We start from the raw sequence: 18,501 nt of genomic DNA, 5'->3' as shown, positions 1-18,501 counted from the left end.
CCCTGGGGGCGGCTCAGGCCTGTGCGCCCTGCCACCCTCCGCCTAGCGCCTTGTAGAGGTTGACCATGTTCACGGCCTCCTTGAGCTGCAGCTCGATCAGCTGCTGCTGCTCGGCATAGAGCTCGCGCTGGGCATCCTGGCTCGCGAAGTAGTCTTCCAGGCCGCTGCGAAAGCGCGTGCGCGCAATGTTCGCCACCTTCTCCAGCGCCTGCACGCGGGCCTGCTGCGCCTCCAGCTGCGGGCGCAGGTGGTCATCGGCAATCAGGGCGTTGGCGGTTTCGCGGAATGCCATCTGCGCTGCGTGCTCATAGGACGCCATGGCCGCTGCCAGCCGCTCCTCGTTGGCCGTGATGTTGGCCGAACGGCGGCCCCAGTCGAACAGCGGCAGCGACACCCCCAGCACCCCGGCCCAGCTGCTGTTGCCGCTCGCCAGCAGCGTCGACAGCTCCCGGCTCACGCCGCCCGCGAGCGCCGTGAGCGAGATGGTCGGCAGCATTGCGGCCTTGGCCGCGCCCACGCCCGAATTGGCGGCTTCGACACGCGAATAGGCCGCCAGCAGATCGGGCCGGCGCTGCAGCAGGCTGGACGGCAGGCCCGCCGCCACCTGCGCGGTGGAGCGCTGCGGCCAGGGCCGGGCGCTGCCCGTGTCGGGCGAGACCGGCTGGCCGACCAGCACGTTCAGCCACTGAAGATCCTGCGCGACACGCATGCGGAATTCCTCCTGCTTCACGCGGGCGTTCTGCAGCAGCGACTGCGCGCGGTAGACGTCCAGCTGCGCCGCGCCGCCCACCGCCTTGGCGCGCCCGATCATGTCGGCATTGGCGGCCAGGCCCGATTCGTTGGCATTGGCCAGGGCGAGCAGGGCGCGGTCGGCGCGCAGCGTGAGGTAGGCATTCGACACCTCTCCCACCAGGTTCATGTGCGCAGCCGCAAAGTCCTTGTTGCCCGCCTCGGCCAGCGCACCGGTCTGCTGGGTCGCGCTCTGCTGGCGGCCGAAGAAGTCGAGCTCGTACGAGGTGACGCCAGCCTGGATGTCGAAACTGCTGGAAGCCCGGCCGTCGGTCGGCACGTTGCCCAGCGGGCTGAGCGAACCCTGCGTGGTGGTCTGCGCCCGTTGCGCATGGCCCGACAGGCCGATCTGCGGAAACAGCGAGGCGCGGCTGCCGGCATACACGGCCCGGGCTTCGCGGGCACGGGCGGCATAGACGCGCAGGTCGCGGTTCTGCGCGAGGGCGGTGGTGATGAGCCCGCGCAATTCGTCGTCCTGCACAAAGCTGCGCCAGTCGACGGGTTCCGCATTCGGCGCCGTCGTGCCGGCCGGCCACTGCGAGGGCACCGTCAGGTCGGGCTGCTTGAGCGGCGGCGTCAGATTGCATCCGCTCACCACCAGCACCACGCAGGTCGCCAGCACCAGCAGCAGCAGCCGCAGGGCCAGCCGCACGAAGCCCGCGCCGGGAGATCCGAAGCCCGCGCTCGCCAGCAATGCCGACGCGGCCTTCCATGGCCGCACCTGGACCGCGACGTGGCTCGGCGGCACGTTGAAGACGTGGCTCACCAATTGCTCGCGCTGGGCCTCGGTGCCGGCGAAGCGCAACTCGGCGCCCGCGGAGCTTCTGGCGGCCAGGCGGGCCGGCAGCCATCCCACCGGTTCGACGTAGACCTCCAGCGGCTGTCCCACGCGCAGGCGCTTCAGCGGGGCCTTGGCTTCCAGCAGCGCGCCGTCGGCCGCGATGTTGACGAAGCGTGATTCGCCCTCGCCCGCCGCGGTGCGCACCCGGGTGCGCGCACGCCAGGGAAAGCGCTCCTCCTGCTCCGGCCGCGGCAGGTCGACGCAGGCCATGAGCGCAGCCAGGCAGAGCAGCAGTGCGATGCCGGTCCACACCAGGTTGAGCTCGTCGCCCGGCGTGAGCGCCTCGCCGCTCAAGGCGACCGACGCGCCGCCGAGCTGCAGCGCCACCAGGAGCCCGCCGAACATGGCGACCAGCTTCCAATGCACGACCGTCTTCGAGCGGTCGAGCCCCTTGTTCGTCACCTTGAAAGGCCGGCCGAAAGGCCGCAGCACGGCGCTCGCGAGCGTGCTGGTGACGGCCATGGCCGCCACCAGCTGGCTCACCTCGCTGAACACGGGCAGGCAGCGCCGCCCGCTGATCCAGTAGCTGTAGGCCCAGAACATGACGAGCGGCGGCAGTCCGAAGGAAGCAAAGGCCTGCGGCGTGGCATGGAACACCGAGACCCCGGCATACCAGTAGAGCGCGGGCGCCAGCATGACCATCGCCATGAACGGCTTGCCGAGCCAGTGCAGCAGCCCGTGCAGGAAGTGCATCCGCGCCGGGAAGCTGAAGCCCCGGCCGCGCAGCGGGCCGTCGGGCAGCAGCGCGAGCTGCACCGTGCCCAGGCACCAGCGGCTGCGCTGGTTGATGTAGTCGACGATGCTCTCGGCCGACAGGCCGTTCGACAGCCGCTCGCCGAGCCAGCGCGTGATGTGGCCGTGCCGCAGCAGCAGGTAGGTGGTGTGGATGTCTTCGCACACGCTGCCGACCGGAAAGCCGCCCGCGGCGGTGATCAGGTCGCGCCGCACGATGAAGGAGGTGCCCACGCAGAAGGCCGAATCGACGGCATCCTTGGCGGGCTGCAGCACGTCGAAGAACACGCGCTGCTCGTCCACCCAGCTGTCGGTGGCGCGCAGGTTGTGCTGGATGGGGTCGGCGTTGTAATAGAACTGCGGCGTCTGCACCAGTCCGACCTTGCGGTCCGCGAACAGGCCCAGCATGCGGTAGACGATCTGGCGCTGCGGCGCGAAGTCGGCGTCGAGCACCAGGATGTAGGGCGCATTGGTCACGCCCGCCGACAGCCGCAGGCCGTTGTTGAGGTTGCCGGCCTTGGCATGGCTGTTGTCGGGCCGGCGCGCGTAGTGCACGCCCTTGCGTTCGCAATACTCGCGCAGCCAGTCGCGCCGGGTGTCGTCGAGCACCCACACGTTCAGGTTCGGATAGTCGATGGCCTGCGCGGCGATGATGGTCTTCTCCAGCACCGCCAGCTCTTCGTTGTACGTGCAGATGAAGACGTCCACCGCCGGCACCTGCGCGCCGCGGCCGCGCAGCAGCGCCTCGCCGCGGTCGGCCAGCTGGTGGTTGTCGCGCCGCCGGACCAACATGTGGATGGACATCAGCGTGTAGACGATGGCCGTCAGCTCGAAGCACAGGAACACCCAGGCGAACAGGGTCTCGAAGCCCAGGTCCGAAGGCGGCATGGTCGCAACCACGCGCCAGACGGCATAGCGCATCAGCAGCAGCGCGGTCAGCGCGCCGAACAGCGCGCGGTGGGAGATGCGGTCGATCCGCCCCCACGTCATCAGGAGGAGGGCCAGGCCCGCAACGAGTGCGTTGAGCTGGAACTCCGGTGTGGCGATCAGGTGGGACATGGTGACGTAGCTCCTGTTGCGGCGGTCTTGCCGGTGAAGGGGTTGAACCCCGTGGCGGCCAGCGCGATCCAGGCAGTCGCGCCCAAGTGTGGCCAGCGGTAGTAGAAGAAGTCGGCCCCGGCCGAGTCCGGGCCGATGGCCAGCCCGGTCGATATGCGGGCACTGGGAGTGGCGTAGTAAAGGCCGTTGCCGGCGCGCTGCGACGCCAGCAGCTGCCACAGGGCCTCGGGCGCCGCGCCCTTGCGCGCCACCAGCGTGGCGGCCGCCTGGGCACTGCCCTCGGTCCAGATGCCGTCGGGGCTGCGCGAGAAGCCGTAGCCTTCGCCGAAGCGATGGTGCTTCTCCACCCAGTCGAGCCCCCTCATCCAGGGGCAGGAACCTTCGGGCGCCGCCAGCAGCGGCCACAGCTGGGCGTCGAGGCCGGAGCCATCCGTTGCGATGGTGGCGCCGTCTTCCTTGGTGCCGATGTTGAAGCGCTGCTCCGATGCGTTCCACATGCGGTTGACGAAGTCGAGCGCGGTGCGCGCCTGCTGGCGTTCGGCTTCGGCCTGCCCACCTGCGCTCTTCGCCGCCCAGGCGGCCGCCACCGCGATGTCGATGTTGTGCTCGGTGGATTTCCAGGTCTGGGCGCGCTGCGCGTTGTCCCAGCCGTACCAGCCGCCGTTGTAGCCGTCGGGTGCATTCCTGGCGCGGGTGCGCTGTTCGATCCAGCCGAGCAGCCGGCGCGCGCCCGCGAGGTAGGCGGGCGACGGTTCGGCCTCGTTCAGGTTCAGCAGCAGCAAGGCGGCCCAGGCCACGTTGCCGGTGGCCGTGCTCACCTGGTAGGCGTCGGCGATCCACTGGTTCCTGGCCGCATCCCAGCGCCCCGGCAGCGCGGCCTTTTCCTCGGTCATCGGGCCGGCGCGGTAGGCGTTGCGCACACGCCCGTCGGCCGTGTTCGGGTCGCGCTCCATGGCGCGCACCACGGCATCGCCGATGCGCCGGGCCGAGGCCGCGTCGCCGCAGGCCAGCAGCGCGATGCCCGCGAGCGCGTTGTCATAAGTGAAGGCGGCGCCCGCCAATGCAGGCTCCAGCGGCGCACCCTGCTTCGGGTCGGCGACGCGGTAGCTGGCCAGGAACAGCGGGCCGGAAGCCGCGCCCTTCTGGTCCTCGGCAACCGCGCGCCGCAGCCCCTCGCAGCTTTGCCGCGCCAGCGCTTGCTGCGTGGCGCTGGCGGCCTGCCGGCCCGGAGATGGCTGGGCAAGGGCAGCGGACATCGGCAAGGCCAGTGCCATCGATGCGGCAAGGCAGGACGCCAGGGGCCGGGAAAACGGGAAGACCGACATGGTTCTGTTCCGATGCGGACGGGGTTGCCTTTGCGCCTGCGCTCAGGACCTGAGGCTGGCCGACACCACCTTGCCGGGCGCGCACATGTTGCCGCCGCCGTCCGGCGGAGCCTCCTGCGGCTCCTTGCCTTCGATGCGGGCCACGGCGTAGATGGAACCCTGCTCGGCAAACGGGAACGGCACGCTGTAGGTGCTCTGCAGCGCGTCCGAGGCCACGGGCAGCAATTGCTCCACGCGCGCCGGCACGGGCCTCGCGGATTCAGCGAGCTTCACGTCGAGCACGGAGCCGATACCCAGCCGCTTGGCCACCCGCGCCGGAAACACCGCCACCACGCCGAGCCGGCTGCAGTCGGTCACCCGCACCAGCGAGGCACCCGCCGTGACATACGCGCCTTCGGGTGCGAGCACGGAATGGACCTGCCCCGCCTGCGACGCCTTGATTTCGTAGAAGGAGAGCTTTTCGACCCGGCGGCGCTCCTCTTCCTCGAGGTCCCTGACCTCCTTGAGCTGCTTGAAGATGGCGGCGGCGTCCTGCTGGGCGCGGCCGACGCTGTTGCGCAGCGCCTCGCGGCGGCTGGCGAGCGTCTGGAACAGGTTGCTGCCGCCGGTGCCCACGAAGGCGCCCTGCCCGGCGCTCGCCACCGTCTGGGCCTGGCCGGCAAAGGACTGTTCCGCCACCGCGGCATTGGCGCGCGCCGTGTTCAGTTGCGCCATGGAGGCGTTCATCACCTGCTCGCTGATCGCGCCCTGCTCCAGCAGTGCCTGGTTGGTGCGGACCTTGTTCTCCTGCTCTTCCACCACGCTGTGCGCCACGTCGCGCTGGCGCCGCGCGATCTGCCAGGCCTCCCAGGCCTGGGCCAGCGAGGCTTCGCGGTGAACGCCGGCTTCCTGGCCGACGGACCGCATCTCCTGGTTGTCGGACTTGTACTGGTTGCCGAGCTGGGCCAGCTGGCTTTGCAGCGAAAGACGCTGCGACCTCAGGGTGGTGAGGATTTCCTGGCTCACCGTCGGGTTGCGCACCGTGGCCACGATGGTGCCGGGCTCCACCTTGTCGCGCGCATGCACCACCATCTGCGACACCACGCCGTTGATCGGCGAAGTGATCAGGCCCACCGGCGCCTGCAGGACGGCGCGGGTGGCCTGCGAAGACAACAGCGGCTGGACCAGCGTGGCAACCATCAGCCACAGCACGAAGGCCAGCAGCGCATAGGCCGCGAGCTTGGGAACGAAGGCGCCCGATTGCCGGCGCCGGCAACCAGCGCCGGAAACGCGGCCGCCCATGGCACCAGCGATGCGCCGCTGGCACTGAGGAAAGAGAACCGAACCCGGTTTTGACACACGCATAGCCACCTCTCGTGAAAACCAAATCGCGCCGCATGAAGCGGCGCGATATCAAATTGAAGGACCTGCCCGCAGCACACGGACGCCGAGCCACGAACTCGCGTCCGCATGTTGCGGTGCAATATCAAGGTACGTCCAAACCCTGGTCAGGACTGCTTCGGTGCGAAACAAGATGTGCTGAATTCACATTCCGGCAACACCGAAGGTCGAGAAAAAGTCCTACATTGCTGTCGGATTGCGCGCAATTGACCACCAAAGGCCGCATTGGGCATGCAGAGCGGCGCAAGGGCCGGGTTTTCCCTCGGAGAGGCCGGGGCGAAAGATGCCGCAAGCCGGCACGGCGGGGCACCTCGTCATTTGACCGCGAAGCCGCGGAAATGTGGCTGCGGGGAAGATTCAGTAACGATACCGATCGTGTCCGGGGCTGTTCAGGCCGCCTGGCGCAGCCATCGCAACAGGGATGCAGCCGGAAACGGCCCGGCCGGATGCGAGGTCATCCTGGTGTTCGCTGTTCCGGCACGGCCGCCGCAACCGATGCGGGCTCGCCGCGGCGCCGAGCCACGCACATCAGCGACAGCGCGCTCGTAGGCGACGAGGGCCGCCGGCCGGACAGCATGTTGCCCAGGCGGTATTTCCATTGCGCCGGCCCCACCACGCCGCGCAGCGCATCGGCGCCGATCTGGTGGTTGTGCGGGTAGACGCGCACCTCGAAACCCAGCGGCTCCAGCGTCGAATGGAAGAATTCCTTCGTGACCCCGTCGCCCGGCTGGTGATGGACCTCGGTCCGCAGCCCCCACGACTGCTGGCTGCCGGTCTTGTGGAAGCCATGCCCGATCGCCCGGTAGACCCACAGCCGCGCATCCCACATCAGCCTGGCGAGGCCCCTGTAATCCCAGGCGGTGAGCTGCGGATCATGATCGGTGACCAAAAGTCCATGCGGCTTCACCAGCCGCGCCCCCTCCCGCAGCACCGCGGCCATGTCGTCGCAATGGTGCAGCGACGCATTGATGGCGACGATGTCCGCCACCTGCGAGCGGAAAGGCGTGTAGGCCGCATCGGCCAGCACCGCCGTATAGCCCAGCTTGGCCGCCAGCTCCAGCGAGCCGGGCGCGACGTCCACGCCGATCAGGAGCCGCGGCTTTCCACCGAGGGTGGCAAAGATGTTGCCCGGCCCGCAGCCCAGGTCGATGACCACCTTGTCGGTCCAGTCGCCGGCGGCCGCGAGCCACCGGCTCTTGAAATGCGCATCGCGGTGGCAGAAATCCAGGTATTCCTGGGCCCACTGCGCGTTTCCAAAATAGGTGGCATTGGCGGTAATGGCGTCGGTTTTGCGTTCGAGTCCCGATTCGAAGTAAGCCCCCGAGCGTTTCAAGCTCGCATGCGGCAATAAGATGTCTCCAATCATCTTGAATCCTTCAAAAAACCGGGCCGGCATTGAGACAAGTTATGCTTAAGAATTACATGACTTTGGATTCCGCTGTCAGTATTTTTAATACGTTTACAAGCTGCGCGATTTAAAAACTGACCTGTTGGTTACCTCATTTGGGTCATCTCAGGCATCGATATTCGCCTGTCATCGGCCAATGAAAGCGGCCACCCCGTCGCGGAATGCCTGGCTGCCATACACCTCGTCGATCAGGTCATCGTCGTCCAGCCGCTGCTCGGCGACGATGCGGCGGATGCTCTCCTTCACGGCCTTGTGCGTGACCGGCGACAGCGCCATGAGCCGCCCTGCCAGCGCATGGGCTGCGGCATCCAGCTCGCCCGCCGCACAGGCCGCATGCACATAGCCGCAGGTCAGCGCTTCCTGTGCCGTCAGGTGGTCGGCGAGCAGCAGCATCCGCTTGACCCGCGGCACGCCCAGGGCGGCCTGCAGCCGCGCGATGTTGCGCGACGACAAGGTGTTGGACAGCGTCCTGGCAATTGGCGCACCAAAACGCGATGCGTCGCTGCAGACCCGGAAATCGCAGGCCGTGGCCAGCGCCAGGCCACCGCCAACGGCCCAGCCGTCGACCACGGCCACGGTGGGCAAGGGCATGCGCTCGACCGCATCGATGACGCGCTCCACGAAAGCCTCGTAGGCAATGCCGTCGCGGCCGCTTTGGAAGTCCTTGAAATGGGCGATGTCCGTACCCGAGATGAAAGACTTGCCGCCCGCCCCCTTGAACAGCACGCTGCGCACCGCCGGGTTGCGCGCGCACGTGCCGATGTGCTCCAGCAGCGCCTCGTACATCTCCCGCGTCATCGCGTTGTGGCGTTCGGGGCGATGGATCACGATCTCGGCCACGCCCGACGCATGGACGCCGAGCTGCACGCATTCAGCAGGACTCATGAGGCCACCGCCGCGCCGGCCGGCGCGTTGATCTCGGCCAGGATTTCCTCGTTGTGCTCGCCCAGCAATGGCGGGTGCCGGCGCACCTGCTGCGGCGTACCCAGCAGCTTGACGGGAAAGCCGATGTTCCTGACCTTGCCCTCGATCGGGTGGTCGATCTCCATGCACATGCGGCGGTGCGTGCCGTGCTCGCCCTCGAAGGCCTCCGGATACGACAGGATGGGCCCGGCCGGGATGCCGGCGGCCAGCATGGCGTCGATCCAGTCGGCGCTGTCGCGCCGGCCGAACTCCCGTTCCAGCACCTCGATCAGCGCCTCGCGGTTCTTCAGGCGCAGCGAGACGCTGGCGTAGTCCGGGTGCGCGGCGAGGTCCGCCCGCTGCAGCAGCTCGCACAGCCGGGTCCAGAGCTTCTGGTTGGTCGCGCCCATCACGAAGTAGCCGTCGCGCGCCTTGACCGCCTGGTAGGGCGCGCTCATCTTGTTGCTGGTGCCCAGCGGTGCCGGCGGCACGCCCGTGCCCCAGTACTCGGACATGTCCCAGACCGAGAAGGCCATGGCCGCGTCGAACAGCGAGGCGTCGATGTGCTGCCCCACGCCCGACTTCTGTGCGCCGATGTAGGCCGCGAGCAGCGCGTAGGTGGCAAACAGCGCGCAGCCGATGTCGGCCACCGGCACGCCGGCCTTGACCGGTTTCTCGCCGGGGTAGCCGGTCACGCTCATCACGCCGGACATGGCCTGCGCCATCAGGTCGAAGCCCGGCCGCTCGGCCCACGGGCCGCTCTGGCCGAAGCCGGAGATGCTGACGTACACGATCTTCGGATGGATCTTTTTGATCGACTCGTAGTCGATGCCCAGGCGCTGCACCGCGCCGGGACGGTAGTTCTCGACGATCACGTCGGCGGTCCGGGCCAGCCTGTAGAAGGCCGCGCGGTCCTCCTCGCTCTTGAGGTCCAGCGTCAGCGAGCGCTTGTTGCGGTTCATGTTCAGGAAGCCCATGCTGTCCGGCCCCTTCATCTTGAAGCCCATGGCACCGCGGGTCTGGTCGCCGCCCGGCGGCTCGACCTTGATCACATCGGCCCCGAGGTCGGCCAGCAGCATGCAGGCGAACGGCCCGGCCATGACCTGGCTCACGTCCAGCACCCGGATGCCCTGCAGCGGCAGTTGTCTTGCCTGGTTCATTTTTTCAGCCCTCCTCGGTGACCTTGGCGGTGCGCACCACCTCGCCCCATTTCCTGAACTCGGCGGCCATGAAGGCCGCGAACTTGTCGACCGATCCGCCGCCGTCCTCCACGCCATAGCCGTCGAAGCGCGCAACCACATCCGGCAGTGCCAGCACCTTGTTGATGTCGGCGTTGATCTGCAGAGCCAGGTCCCTGGACATGTCCTTGGGACCGACCACGCCATACCAGCTGGAAACGTCGAAGCCCTTGAAGCCCTGTTCGTCCATGGTCGGCATGTCGGGAAAGCCCTTGGCCCGCTGCAGGCGCGTCTGCACGATGCCCGCCATGCGCCCGGCCTTGACCTGCGCCGTGGCCGCCGTCATGGTGTCGAAGCTGTAGTCGATCTGCCCGCCGATCAGGTCCGTCTGCATCGGACCCGAGCCCTTGTAGGGCACGTGGATGCTCTTGACCTCGGCGGCCATGTTGAACATCGCGGCCGCCAGGTGCTGCACCGATCCCGTGCCGGAGGAGCCGAAGCTGATCTTCCCCGGGCTTTGCCTGCATTGCTCGACCACCTCCTTGACCGAGCCCGCGGAGTTCTTCGCGCGGGTCACGAGGATGTGCGGCGTGGCGCCGACCATGGCAACGGGCGCGAAGTCCTTCAGCGGGTCGTAGCTGATGCTCTTGAAGATGTGCGGCGAGATGGCATGGGTGTTGACGTGGGCCATCAGCAGGTTCACGCCCTCGGTGAAGCGGGTGCGCGCAAAGAAGTCCGCGGCCAGCGCGCCGGTGGCGCCGGGCTTGTTCTCGACCACCACCGAGCGGCCCCACAGCTGCGAGAGCTGCTGGCCCACGATGCGGGCGAACACGTCGGTGCCGCCGCCGGGCGCCCAGCCCACGTAGATCTTGACGATGCCCTTGGGCAGCTCGGTGGCTCCCAGGGCCCAGGGTGCGGTCAGCGCGCCGGCGCTGGCCGCGATGAAGTCTCGGCGTTTCATGTCGTGCGTCCTTTGTCTCTGCTGTAGTCGTGCCGCTACTCTCCCGTAGCGCAGAGGACGTCGCAAGAACGTGGAAGGCATGCCTGGCTTCGTGATCCGCGAAGCCGTGGCCGCAGGAGCGCTGCTTTCTTCTAGGTGCTGGCGCCGATCAACTGGGCCACCACGTTGCGCAGCGTCTGCGCCTGCGCATGGCCTTCGACACAAGACAGCACATAGGCGCGCTGGTGCCAGTCGCCCTCGATCTCGGCCGAACCCAGGTCGTCTTCGGGGTGGAAGCTGCGCAGCACCTCGGGCGGCATCAGGCCCACGCCCAGGCCGTGGCGCACCAGCGCGAGCATGGTGTCGAAGCCGCTGGTCGAGAAGTTGTTCGGAAACGATCGGCCGCGGCTGCGGTAGGCCCCCTGCAGGGCGGACAGGATCGCCGAGCCCTTGCCGAGGCTCACGACCGGCAAGTCCAGGAAGTCGTCGATGCCAACAGCCGCATCCGCAAACCGGAAATGCCGGCGGCTGTACACGAGCACCAGCCGGTCCTGCCGGTAGTCGAACTTCGGCAGGTCCAGGAATCCGCTCTTCTTCTCGTAGATGCCGACGTCGATCACCTTGTCGCGCAGCAGCTGCTGCACGATCTTGCTGTTCTCCTCCAGGATCTTCAGCGTGATCTGCGGATAGGCGTCACGCAGCCGGGCGATGTCATTCGCAAGGAACTGGATGATGGCCGCCTTCGGCGCGCCGATGAGGATGCGCCCGTCCTGGCCGCGGCCCAGCGCCTGGGCATCGCCTTCGAGCCGGCCGATGAGGTTGTCGATCTGCCGGATGTGCGCCATCAGCCGGCTGCCGGCCTCGGTGATCAAGACGCCGTGCGGCACCCGCTTGAACAGCCTGGCGCCCAGCTGCGCCTCCAGGTCCGTCACGCGCTTGGAGGCAGCCGCCACCGCCAGGTTCAGCTTGTCGGCGGCCCGCGAGATGCTGCCTTCCTCGGCGATGCAGAGGACCAGCTGGACGGTGGTGGAGTCGAGCTTCATGGCGCCGCTCGCCGCACCATCAGCTGAACACGCTCTCCAGATCGGCTTCTTCCGCGCTGCTGTCCAGCTTCAGGCTCTGCTCGATGTGGTCGAGGTGATGGAGCATCAGCTTCTCGGCGCGCTGGACGTCGCCGCGGTTCACCGCGGCGACGATTTCCTCATGCTCGTCCGCGCGGCAGCTGGTGGCGGTGGGCGCGTCGTACAGCGAGATGATCAGGCAGGTCAGCGCCGAGAGCTCGCGCATCGAGCGGGCCAGCGCGGAGTTGCCGGCGAGCTCGGCCAGCAGCACGTGGAATTCGCCCGAGAGGCGCACGATGGCACGCTTGTCGTCGCGGCTGCGCGCGTCAGCCTCCAGGTCGATGTGGCGGCGCAGGCGCTGGCGCTTCACGTCGTCGAGCGTGCGGACGAGCCGGCGCAGAACGCCCGGTTCGATCAGCCGGCGCGCCTCGAACACGTCCTGCGCCTGCTCGATGGTCGGCTTGGCAACGAAAGCACCCTTCTGCGGGACCAGCTCGACGATCTGCTCGTGCGCCAGCCGGGCCAGCACTTCGCGCACCTTCGCGCGGCTGGTGGCAAAGATCGCGGCCAGCCTGTCCTCGCCGAGCTTGGTGCCCGGCGCAAGCCGGTGCTCGAGGATCGCCGCCGAGATCTTCTCGGCAATCTCGTCGACGCTGTGCTCGCGGGAGTTGGCGGCACTGGCCTTGCGTACTGAAGCTTTGGTGGACATCGCAGCCGATTCTATCGACGAGCCCTCCCCGCGGCCGGGTGGCGCGCGGCGTCCGCTGCGGCCTCAGGCGCGGGCGGCATCGCGGGCCAGCAGGCGCGCCAGCGCATCGGGCAGCCCCTGGTTCGGCTTGAGCGGCGGCGGCGCGAAACTGCCCAGGCGTGCCGGCGCGGGTGCCAGCGATGCGAGCGTCTGCGCATGGCAGACCGCGCTGGACACGCCGTCCACCACGGGCACCGGGATCCGGTCCTTGATCGAGCGCGCAAGGCCCGCCAGCGGCGCGCCGGCGATGATGATCACGTCCGCGCCGTCATCCTCGACGGCCGACATGGCGAGCGCCTGCAGACGCTCGCCATGGTCGTCCTGCACGCGCCCGATATCCTTGAGCGGCCCCTCCAGGCTGCGGATGCTCGCGAGCCGCTCCAAAAGGCCATTGGCCTGCACGCACTCGCGGTACCAGGCCGTGATGCGGCGCGAGATCGCGATGATGGAGAAGCGCTTGCCGAGCAGGCAGGCGCTCATGAGCGCCGCCTCGGTGAGGCCGACCACCGGAATGTCGAGCGCCTCGCGCAGGCCGTCGATGCCGGGGTCGCCGAAGGCCGCAACCACGATCGCATCGTGCCGCGCGTGATGCTCCGCGGCCAGCGTGGCGGCCGCATAGGCGCCGATCAGCGACTCGAACCGGGTCTCGATGTAGGCCACGCCGAAGGGCGCCGTCAGCACCTCGATGCGTGTGTCGCTCGCGGCGGCGCGCCGGGCCTCGGCCGCGATCAGGTCCGAGACGCTTTGCGAGGTGTTGGGGTTGATCAGCAGCAGGTTCATGGCGGGGGCCTCCAGGGCGTTCGGGTTTCAGTGGGTCCGGCGTGCCGGCAGCAGCGTCGGTTGCGCACGGCGCAGGAACTCGCCGCGCCCGGCGCGCGGATGGAAGCGCTCGCCGTCCCACACGACTTCGCCGCGCGCCAATGTCAGCGCGGGCCATGCCTTGACCTCGATGCCTTCGTAGGGCGTGTAGTCGACCGCATGATGCAGGTCGGCATTGCGGACCGGCCGCGGCGTGGTGCCCCAGACCACGAGGTCGGCGTCGGCGCCGACGGCGATCGTGCCCTTGCGCGGATGCAGCCCGTAGGCCTTGGCGGGATTGGTGGAGGTGAGCTCGACGAAGCGGTTGATCGTGATGCGCCCGTCGAGCACGCCGTGCGAGAACAGCAGCGGCAGCCGCGTCTCGATGCCCGGAATGCCGTTGGGAATGTGGCGGAAGGCCACCTCTTCGCCGCCGGGCTTCTTGCCCTCGGGCGCGTCGTAGCGAAACGGCGCGTGATCGGACGAGAAGATGGTGAACAGGCCATCGGACAGGCCGTTCCAGATCACCTGCTGGTTCTCGCGGTTGCGCGGCGGCGGGCTGCAGACGCAGCGCGCGCCCTGGTAGCTGTCGTCTAGCCCCAAGTCCTCGGCCGTCAGGAACAGGTACTGCGGGCAGGTCTCGGCAAACACGCTCAGGCCGTGCGCACGTGCCCAGCGGATCTGCTCGACGGCCTCGCGGCCCGACACGTGCACGATCATGATCGGCACGTCGACCAGCTCCGACAGCGCGATCGCGCGGTGGGTCGCCTCGCGTTCCACCAGCATCGGCCGCGCATGCGCATGGAAGCGCGGTGCGGTGCGGCCGCTGGCTTCGAGCCGCCTGGTCAGCCATTCGATGCAGTCGGCGTTCTCGGCATGGATCATGGCCATTGCGCCGTGCTCCCTGGCCACCGCCAGCACGTCGAGGATCTGGCCGTCGTCGAGCTTCAGGTCGTCGTAGGTCATGTAGATCTTGAAGGAGGTGTAGCCCTCGGCGATCAGCTGCGGCAGTTCGTGCTTCAGCACCTCCTCGGTCGGGTCGCTGACGATCAGGTGGAAGGCGTGGTCGACGTGGGCACGGCCTTCGGCGCGCTGGTGGTAGTCCTGCACGGCGGCGCGCAGCGACTGGCCCTTGTGCTGCGCTGCGAACGGGATCACCGTGGTGGTGCCGCCGCAGGCCGCGGCGCGGGTGCCGGTGTCGAAGTCGTCGGCCATGCGCACCGGCGGCTCCATCGGCTGGTCGAGGTGGCAATGGGCGTCGACGCCGCCCGGCGTTACGTAGCGGCCGGCGGCGTCGATCTCGCGCCGCCCGGCGGGCAGCGCGAGGCCCAGCTGCACGATGCGGCCGTCGCGAATGCCGATGTCCGAATCGAAGGTGTCGCTGGCGGTGGCAACGCGGGCGTTGCGCACCACGAGGTCGAGGTCGCGGAAGGTCATGTTCTTTCTCTGTGGGTCTGTCGGTGTCTTGTCTGCGCGGCTGCGCGAAGGCGCTCAGGCCGGCGGCCCGAACAGCCGGCCCCAGCCCCGCACGGCGCCGGGATCGATGCCGACGGTTTTCAGCGCCCGCCACACCACGGTGGCGACGGAGTCGTAGATCGGAATGCCGAGCTCGCGCTCCATCTCTTCCACCAGCTGCGCGCCGTGCAGGTTGGTGCACATGATGGTGATCGCGTCGGGCCGCTGCTGCGCCACCTCGCGCAGCATGCGGCGCAGCGTGTCGGGCTCGACCTCGCTGAATGCGAAGTTCACCGTCAGGCCGAGGTGCCGTTCGGCCACGCAGTCGATGCCGATGCCCGCGTAGTTGGCGACGATGCGCTGCTGCACGTCCTCGACATAGGGCGACACCAGGCCGAGCGTGCGCGCGCCCTGCGCGGCCAGCAGCTCGTTGAGCGCCAGCACCGAGGTGCTGGCCGCAATGCCGGTGGCCTCGGTGATGCGCGCGCACAGCGCCTCGTCCTTCTCGAAGCCGAGCCAGCTGGCCGAGGTGCCGCTCCAGCAGATGGTGTCGACGCGCGCGTCGGCCAGCAGCCGCGCGGCCTCGAGGATCTTGCTGTCGTCGAACTGGCTGAGCGAAGCGTCGCGCATCGAGATCTCGGTGACGGTGAAGCGCGAGAAGTGCGCCGAGACGCCGGGCACGCCGCTGACCATCGCGCTGGTCAGCGGCTCGAGCGCGGTGTTCGAGGAGGGCGTGAGCACGCCGATGAGTTTGCGTGGGGTCATGGTCGTCTTCAGAGGCGAGGGGTGTCGGTCGGGTCGGCCGGTGCGCCGGGCTTTCCCTGGTGGCGAGAGGCCAGGTCGAGCTCGTGCGCCAGGGCCTTGCGGCGGGCGGGCGTCGGCGCGGCGTGCGAGGGATTGTCGAGCGCTGGCAGCACGAAGTCCTTGACCATCTTGCGGATCGCCAGCACGTTCTTCGACTCGCGCAGGCCGCCTTCGATGGGCAGCATGCTGGTCATCACGACCACCGCGTTGCGCTCCGGCAACGCCACGATGAACTGGCCCTTGAAGCCCATGGCATGCACCTCGGGCTCGGTGGCGACGATGTCGTTGATCCACCAGAACTGCCCGTACCACGGCGCCGACGACGGCGCGGTCATGGTCCGCATCCAGGCCTGCGACACGATCTGCCGGCCGTTCCAGCGGCCGCCCGAGAGCACCAGCATGCCGAGCTTGGCCATGTCGACGGCACGCAGCCGCAGACCCCAGCCGGCCGACACCAGCCCCTTGCCGTCGGCGCGCTCCCAGGCGTAGTGCGTCATGCCCATCGGCTTGAAGATCTTCTGCTCGGCAAGGGCCTGCAGCGGCATGCCGGCATCGGCGCCCAGCGTCGCGCTCGCAAGAATCGGGTTGACGTCGGTGTAGTCGAAGGCTTCGCCGGGCGGGCGCCTGGGCGTGGTCTCGGCGGCGAGCTTCAGGCGATCGGGCGCGCCGTAATAGATCGGATCGTCGGTTGGCTTGAAGTCGTAGAACAGGCCGGTCGACATCGACATCACATGCCGCAGTTCGATGGCCTGCTTGTCCGCGAGCGCCGCCTGCAGGTCCGGGCGCGCCTTGGCCAGCACGGGCGCCACCTTCTCGTCGAGGCGGCTTCGGCCTTCGTCGATCAGCACGCCGGCGGCCAGCGCGGTGACGTTCTTGGTGATCGAGTACAGCTCGTAGTTGTGGTCGCGGCCGAGCCCCCGGCTGTAGCGCTCGAAGACCAGCTTGCCGTCCTTGACCACGAGGAAGCTGCGCACGTCGAGATCTTCCTTGCGGATCCACTCGGACAGCCGCACGAGCGGGCGCGAATCGACGCCGGCGGCCTCGGGCATTGCGGCGGCGATCGCGGGCCGGGCGTCGTCGGCCGGGGCCACGGACTGGGCCAGCGCGCTGCCGGCCAGGGCCAGATGCAAGGCCAGCGCGATGGCCGCAGGGCGGACATGGAACATGGACATGGTTGTCTTCTCCTGGAGGGTTGCGTGCCTCAGACCGGCAGCTTCCTGCTGTAGTCGATCAGCATCGTCGAGCAGACGAACAGGCCCGCGCCCGCGGCCGTGAACAGCATCAGCGCCATGAAGTACGAGCCGGTCGCCTGCACGATCAGGCCCACCACGATCGGCACGCCGATGCCCGCCACGTTGCCGCCCAGGTTCATCGTGCCGCCCAGGAAGCCGACCCGGGCGCGCGTGCCGAGGATCGAGGGCACGCACCAGAACAGGCCGCACCAGCGCAGGAAGAACAGCGTCACCGACAGCAGCACGACCACCGCAACCGGATCCTTGATCTGCGTCACCATGAAGATGGCGATGGTGGCGATGATCGACGAGATGCCGAACAGCGTACGCAGCACCTTGCTCTGCGAGGCGCCGGCCGCCTGCCATTTGTCGGCCAGCCAGCCGCCGAACATCTCGCCCACGAAGCCCGAGAAGAACATGATGAACACCGCACCGCCCATCTGCTTGATGTCGAAGCCGTGCACCTTCGACAGATAGTTCGGCATCCAGGTGAGCAGGCCGTAGAACAGCGCGTTGAAGCACATCCAGCCGAAGAACATGCCCCACACCGAGCGGAAGCGGAAGAAGTCGAGCACCCGTCCGCTCGCGTCCGCCGATTCCTTTGCGGCGTCGGCTGCATGGCTGGCCTCGATGTAGCGCGCCTCGGCCTCGTTCACGCCGGGATGCTGGCGCGGATGATTGCGGATGTAGCGCCAGGCGAAGTAGCCGGCCAGCACGGTCCCGCCTCCGGCAATGGCGAACGCCATGCGCCAGGAGCCGAGCACGGCGATCAGCCCCGAGATCAGGATCGCGCCGAGCGCGGCGCCCAGCGGCGCGCCGCCATCGAGCAAGGTGGCGCCGCGGCCCCGTTCGGTCTGGGTCATCCAGATGCCGTTGAGCTTGCCGCCCGCCGGGTAGATCGGCGCCTCGGCCGCCCCCAGGCCCAGGCGGGTCAGCAGCAGCGGAACCCAGCCGGTGCAGGCGGCGGCAATCGCCTGGAAGAAGCCCCAGCCCAGCGTCGCGCCGGCAATCACCACGCGCGGGCCATAGCGGTCGGCCAGCATGCCGCCGGGAATCTGCATCAGCGCATAGGTCCAGAAGAAGGAACTGAGCAGCAGGCCCTGCACCGCGGGCCCGATGTCGAACTCCTTGGCAATCAGCGGCATGGCCACCGACAGCGAGGCGCGATCGATGTAGTTGATCGAGATCAGGAACAACATCATCAGGAAGATCTTCCAGCGCACCTTCGTGGGCTGGTGGGCTGGGTTGGCGGACGCCGCGGGCGCCGATACCGTCGTTGTCGATTGCATTGGTTGTCTCCTTGAAGGCGCACTGCCGCAGGGCCCGGAGCCCGGCGCAAAGGCGCACCCCCATCGCATGGTTGAAGCACGGCAGGCCGCTGTGCAAGGAACGCCCGTGCGCTCTTCGGCGCATCCGGCTTCCGCGGCCCATCGGCGGGAATGCAGCCTGCGTCGCTGCCGTTCTTCAGCAATCGACCGCAGGCTGTGGAGCGAATCTAAGTTTCGTCGACATCATTGTCAACAATGATGTTGATATTTTTATCGACACTATCGTAAACACTTAATTGCGAGCAGCCAGGTGCTTCAAGACCAATGCGCGGTCTGCGGGACAGAAAAGCGGCCTGAGCTGCAGCCTCCAAACACACCGCAGTTAGTTATGGTCGATATGTACTACCAAATGTGTACAACCTCGCCGGGGGCCGCCCTCGATTGGGCCATTCATCGAGGGAAAGTTCTCCACCATTGCGGTGGATAAGACGGTGGAGAACCACGCTCGAATCGCCGCCGAGCGTTGCTACGCCTGCGTAGCGACGCTACGCCTGTAAAAGCGGCACCCGCCGAGATCCCT

14 protein-coding genes are annotated in these 18,501 nt (G+C 68.2%); all 14 read right to left on the bottom strand.

All coding sequences use genetic code 11. The features are described 5' to 3' along the window. Positions 1-13 precede the first annotated feature (13 nt). The 14 genes from FB547_RS05970 to FB547_RS05905 all read right to left on the bottom strand — a co-directional run bounded on the left by FB547_RS05970 (position 14) and on the right by FB547_RS05905 (position 17,942). Complete coding sequence (locus tag FB547_RS05970) at positions 14-3,421, bottom strand: efflux transporter outer membrane subunit (protein ID WP_145740391.1); 3,408 nt, start codon at positions 3,419-3,421, stop codon at positions 14-16. After that, complete coding sequence (locus tag FB547_RS05965; protein ID WP_145740390.1) at positions 3,409-4,746, bottom strand: hypothetical protein; 1,338 nt, start codon at positions 4,744-4,746, stop codon at positions 3,409-3,411. Before FB547_RS05965 ends, FB547_RS05970 begins: the two co-directional genes overlap by 13 nt. A gap of 42 nt (positions 4,747-4,788) precedes the next feature. Beyond that, positions 4,789-6,027 carry an HlyD family secretion protein gene (locus FB547_RS05960; RefSeq protein WP_225612651.1) on the bottom strand — a complete coding sequence of 413 codons (1,239 nt, stop codon included), beginning with the start codon at positions 6,025-6,027 and terminating at the stop codon, positions 4,789-4,791. A gap of 553 nt (positions 6,028-6,580) precedes the next feature. After that, the gene (locus FB547_RS05955) at positions 6,581-7,522 is read right to left on the bottom strand and encodes a class I SAM-dependent methyltransferase (RefSeq protein WP_225612650.1); all 942 of its coding nucleotides are present in this window, start codon (positions 7,520-7,522) and stop codon (positions 6,581-6,583) included. Between the two features lie 138 nt (positions 7,523-7,660). After that, entirely contained in the window at positions 7,661-8,419 is a 759-nt protein-coding gene (locus tag FB547_RS05950) for an enoyl-CoA hydratase (RefSeq protein WP_145740385.1), read from the bottom strand. Then, positions 8,416-9,597 carry a CaiB/BaiF CoA transferase family protein gene (locus FB547_RS05945; protein WP_145740383.1) on the bottom strand — a complete coding sequence of 394 codons (1,182 nt, stop codon included), beginning with the start codon at positions 9,595-9,597 and terminating at the stop codon, positions 8,416-8,418. The genes FB547_RS05950 and FB547_RS05945 overlap by 4 nt, the downstream gene beginning before the upstream one ends. 4 nt (positions 9,598-9,601) lie before the next feature. Further along, complete coding sequence (locus FB547_RS05940; RefSeq protein ID WP_145740382.1) at positions 9,602-10,576, bottom strand: Bug family tripartite tricarboxylate transporter substrate binding protein; 975 nt, start codon at positions 10,574-10,576, stop codon at positions 9,602-9,604. A gap of 131 nt (positions 10,577-10,707) precedes the next feature. Beyond that, entirely contained in the window at positions 10,708-11,598 is an 891-nt protein-coding gene (locus FB547_RS05935) for a LysR family transcriptional regulator (protein WP_145740380.1), read from the bottom strand. A gap of 19 nt (positions 11,599-11,617) precedes the next feature. Continuing rightward, a complete protein-coding gene (locus FB547_RS05930; RefSeq protein ID WP_145740378.1) occupies positions 11,618-12,325 on the bottom strand; it encodes a GntR family transcriptional regulator in 708 nt (235 codons plus the stop codon). 63 nt (positions 12,326-12,388) lie between these two features. After that, complete coding sequence (locus tag FB547_RS05925; protein WP_145740376.1) at positions 12,389-13,144, bottom strand: aspartate/glutamate racemase family protein; 756 nt, start codon at positions 13,142-13,144, stop codon at positions 12,389-12,391. Positions 13,145-13,171: 27 nt separating this feature from the next. Beyond that, positions 13,172-14,599 carry a dihydropyrimidinase gene (gene hydA / locus FB547_RS05920; protein WP_145740374.1) on the bottom strand — a complete coding sequence of 476 codons (1,428 nt, stop codon included), beginning with the start codon at positions 14,597-14,599 and terminating at the stop codon, positions 13,172-13,174. Between the two features lie 54 nt (positions 14,600-14,653). Continuing rightward, positions 14,654-15,382 carry an aspartate/glutamate racemase family protein gene (locus FB547_RS05915; protein WP_145740373.1) on the bottom strand — a complete coding sequence of 243 codons (729 nt, stop codon included), beginning with the start codon at positions 15,380-15,382 and terminating at the stop codon, positions 14,654-14,656. An 8-nt stretch (positions 15,383-15,390) separates the two neighbouring features. Continuing rightward, positions 15,391-16,593, bottom strand: coding sequence for a serine hydrolase domain-containing protein (locus FB547_RS05910; RefSeq protein WP_145740371.1), 1,203 nt, complete (start codon positions 16,591-16,593; stop codon positions 15,391-15,393). A gap of 29 nt (positions 16,594-16,622) precedes the next feature. Further along, positions 16,623-17,942, bottom strand: a complete 1,320-nt coding sequence (locus FB547_RS05905; protein WP_145740369.1) for an MFS transporter — start codon at positions 17,940-17,942, stop codon at positions 16,623-16,625. Positions 17,943-18,501: the final 559 nt, after the last annotated feature.

Source organism: Variovorax beijingensis (genome assembly GCF_007828835.1).
GTDB classification, from domain to species: Bacteria; Pseudomonadota; Gammaproteobacteria; order Burkholderiales; family Burkholderiaceae_C; genus Variovorax; species Variovorax beijingensis_A.
Note: the sequence above shows the minus strand (reverse complement) of the source record. Positions and strands in the feature narration are given on the sequence as shown.

Bases quoted from the DNA above. Each gene is read 5' to 3' on its own strand.
- FB547_RS05970 (WP_145740391.1), bottom strand. From the start codon at position 3,421: ATGTCCCACCTGATCGCCACACCGGAGTTCCAGCTCAACGCACTCGTT.
- FB547_RS05965 (WP_145740390.1), bottom strand. From the start codon at position 4,746: ATGTCGGTCTTCCCGTTTTCCCGGCCCCTGGCGTCCTGCCTTGCCGCA.
- FB547_RS05960 (WP_225612651.1), bottom strand. From the start codon at position 6,027: ATGGGCGGCCGCGTTTCCGGCGCTGGTTGCCGGCGCCGGCAATCGGGC.
- FB547_RS05955 (WP_225612650.1), bottom strand. From the start codon at position 7,522: ATGCCGGCCCGGTTTTTTGAAGGATTCAAGATGATTGGAGACATCTTA.
- FB547_RS05950 (WP_145740385.1), bottom strand. From the start codon at position 8,419: ATGAGTCCTGCTGAATGCGTGCAGCTCGGCGTCCATGCGTCGGGCGTG.
- FB547_RS05945 (WP_145740383.1), bottom strand. From the start codon at position 9,597: ATGAACCAGGCAAGACAACTGCCGCTGCAGGGCATCCGGGTGCTGGAC.
- FB547_RS05940 (WP_145740382.1), bottom strand. From the start codon at position 10,576: ATGAAACGCCGAGACTTCATCGCGGCCAGCGCCGGCGCGCTGACCGCA.
- FB547_RS05935 (WP_145740380.1), bottom strand. From the start codon at position 11,598: ATGAAGCTCGACTCCACCACCGTCCAGCTGGTCCTCTGCATCGCCGAG.
- FB547_RS05930 (WP_145740378.1), bottom strand. From the start codon at position 12,325: ATGTCCACCAAAGCTTCAGTACGCAAGGCCAGTGCCGCCAACTCCCGC.
- FB547_RS05925 (WP_145740376.1), bottom strand. From the start codon at position 13,144: ATGAACCTGCTGCTGATCAACCCCAACACCTCGCAAAGCGTCTCGGAC.
- hydA (WP_145740374.1), bottom strand. From the start codon at position 14,599: ATGACCTTCCGCGACCTCGACCTCGTGGTGCGCAACGCCCGCGTTGCC.
- FB547_RS05915 (WP_145740373.1), bottom strand. From the start codon at position 15,382: ATGACCCCACGCAAACTCATCGGCGTGCTCACGCCCTCCTCGAACACC.
- FB547_RS05910 (WP_145740371.1), bottom strand. From the start codon at position 16,593: ATGTCCATGTTCCATGTCCGCCCTGCGGCCATCGCGCTGGCCTTGCAT.
- FB547_RS05905 (WP_145740369.1), bottom strand. From the start codon at position 17,942: ATGCAATCGACAACGACGGTATCGGCGCCCGCGGCGTCCGCCAACCCA.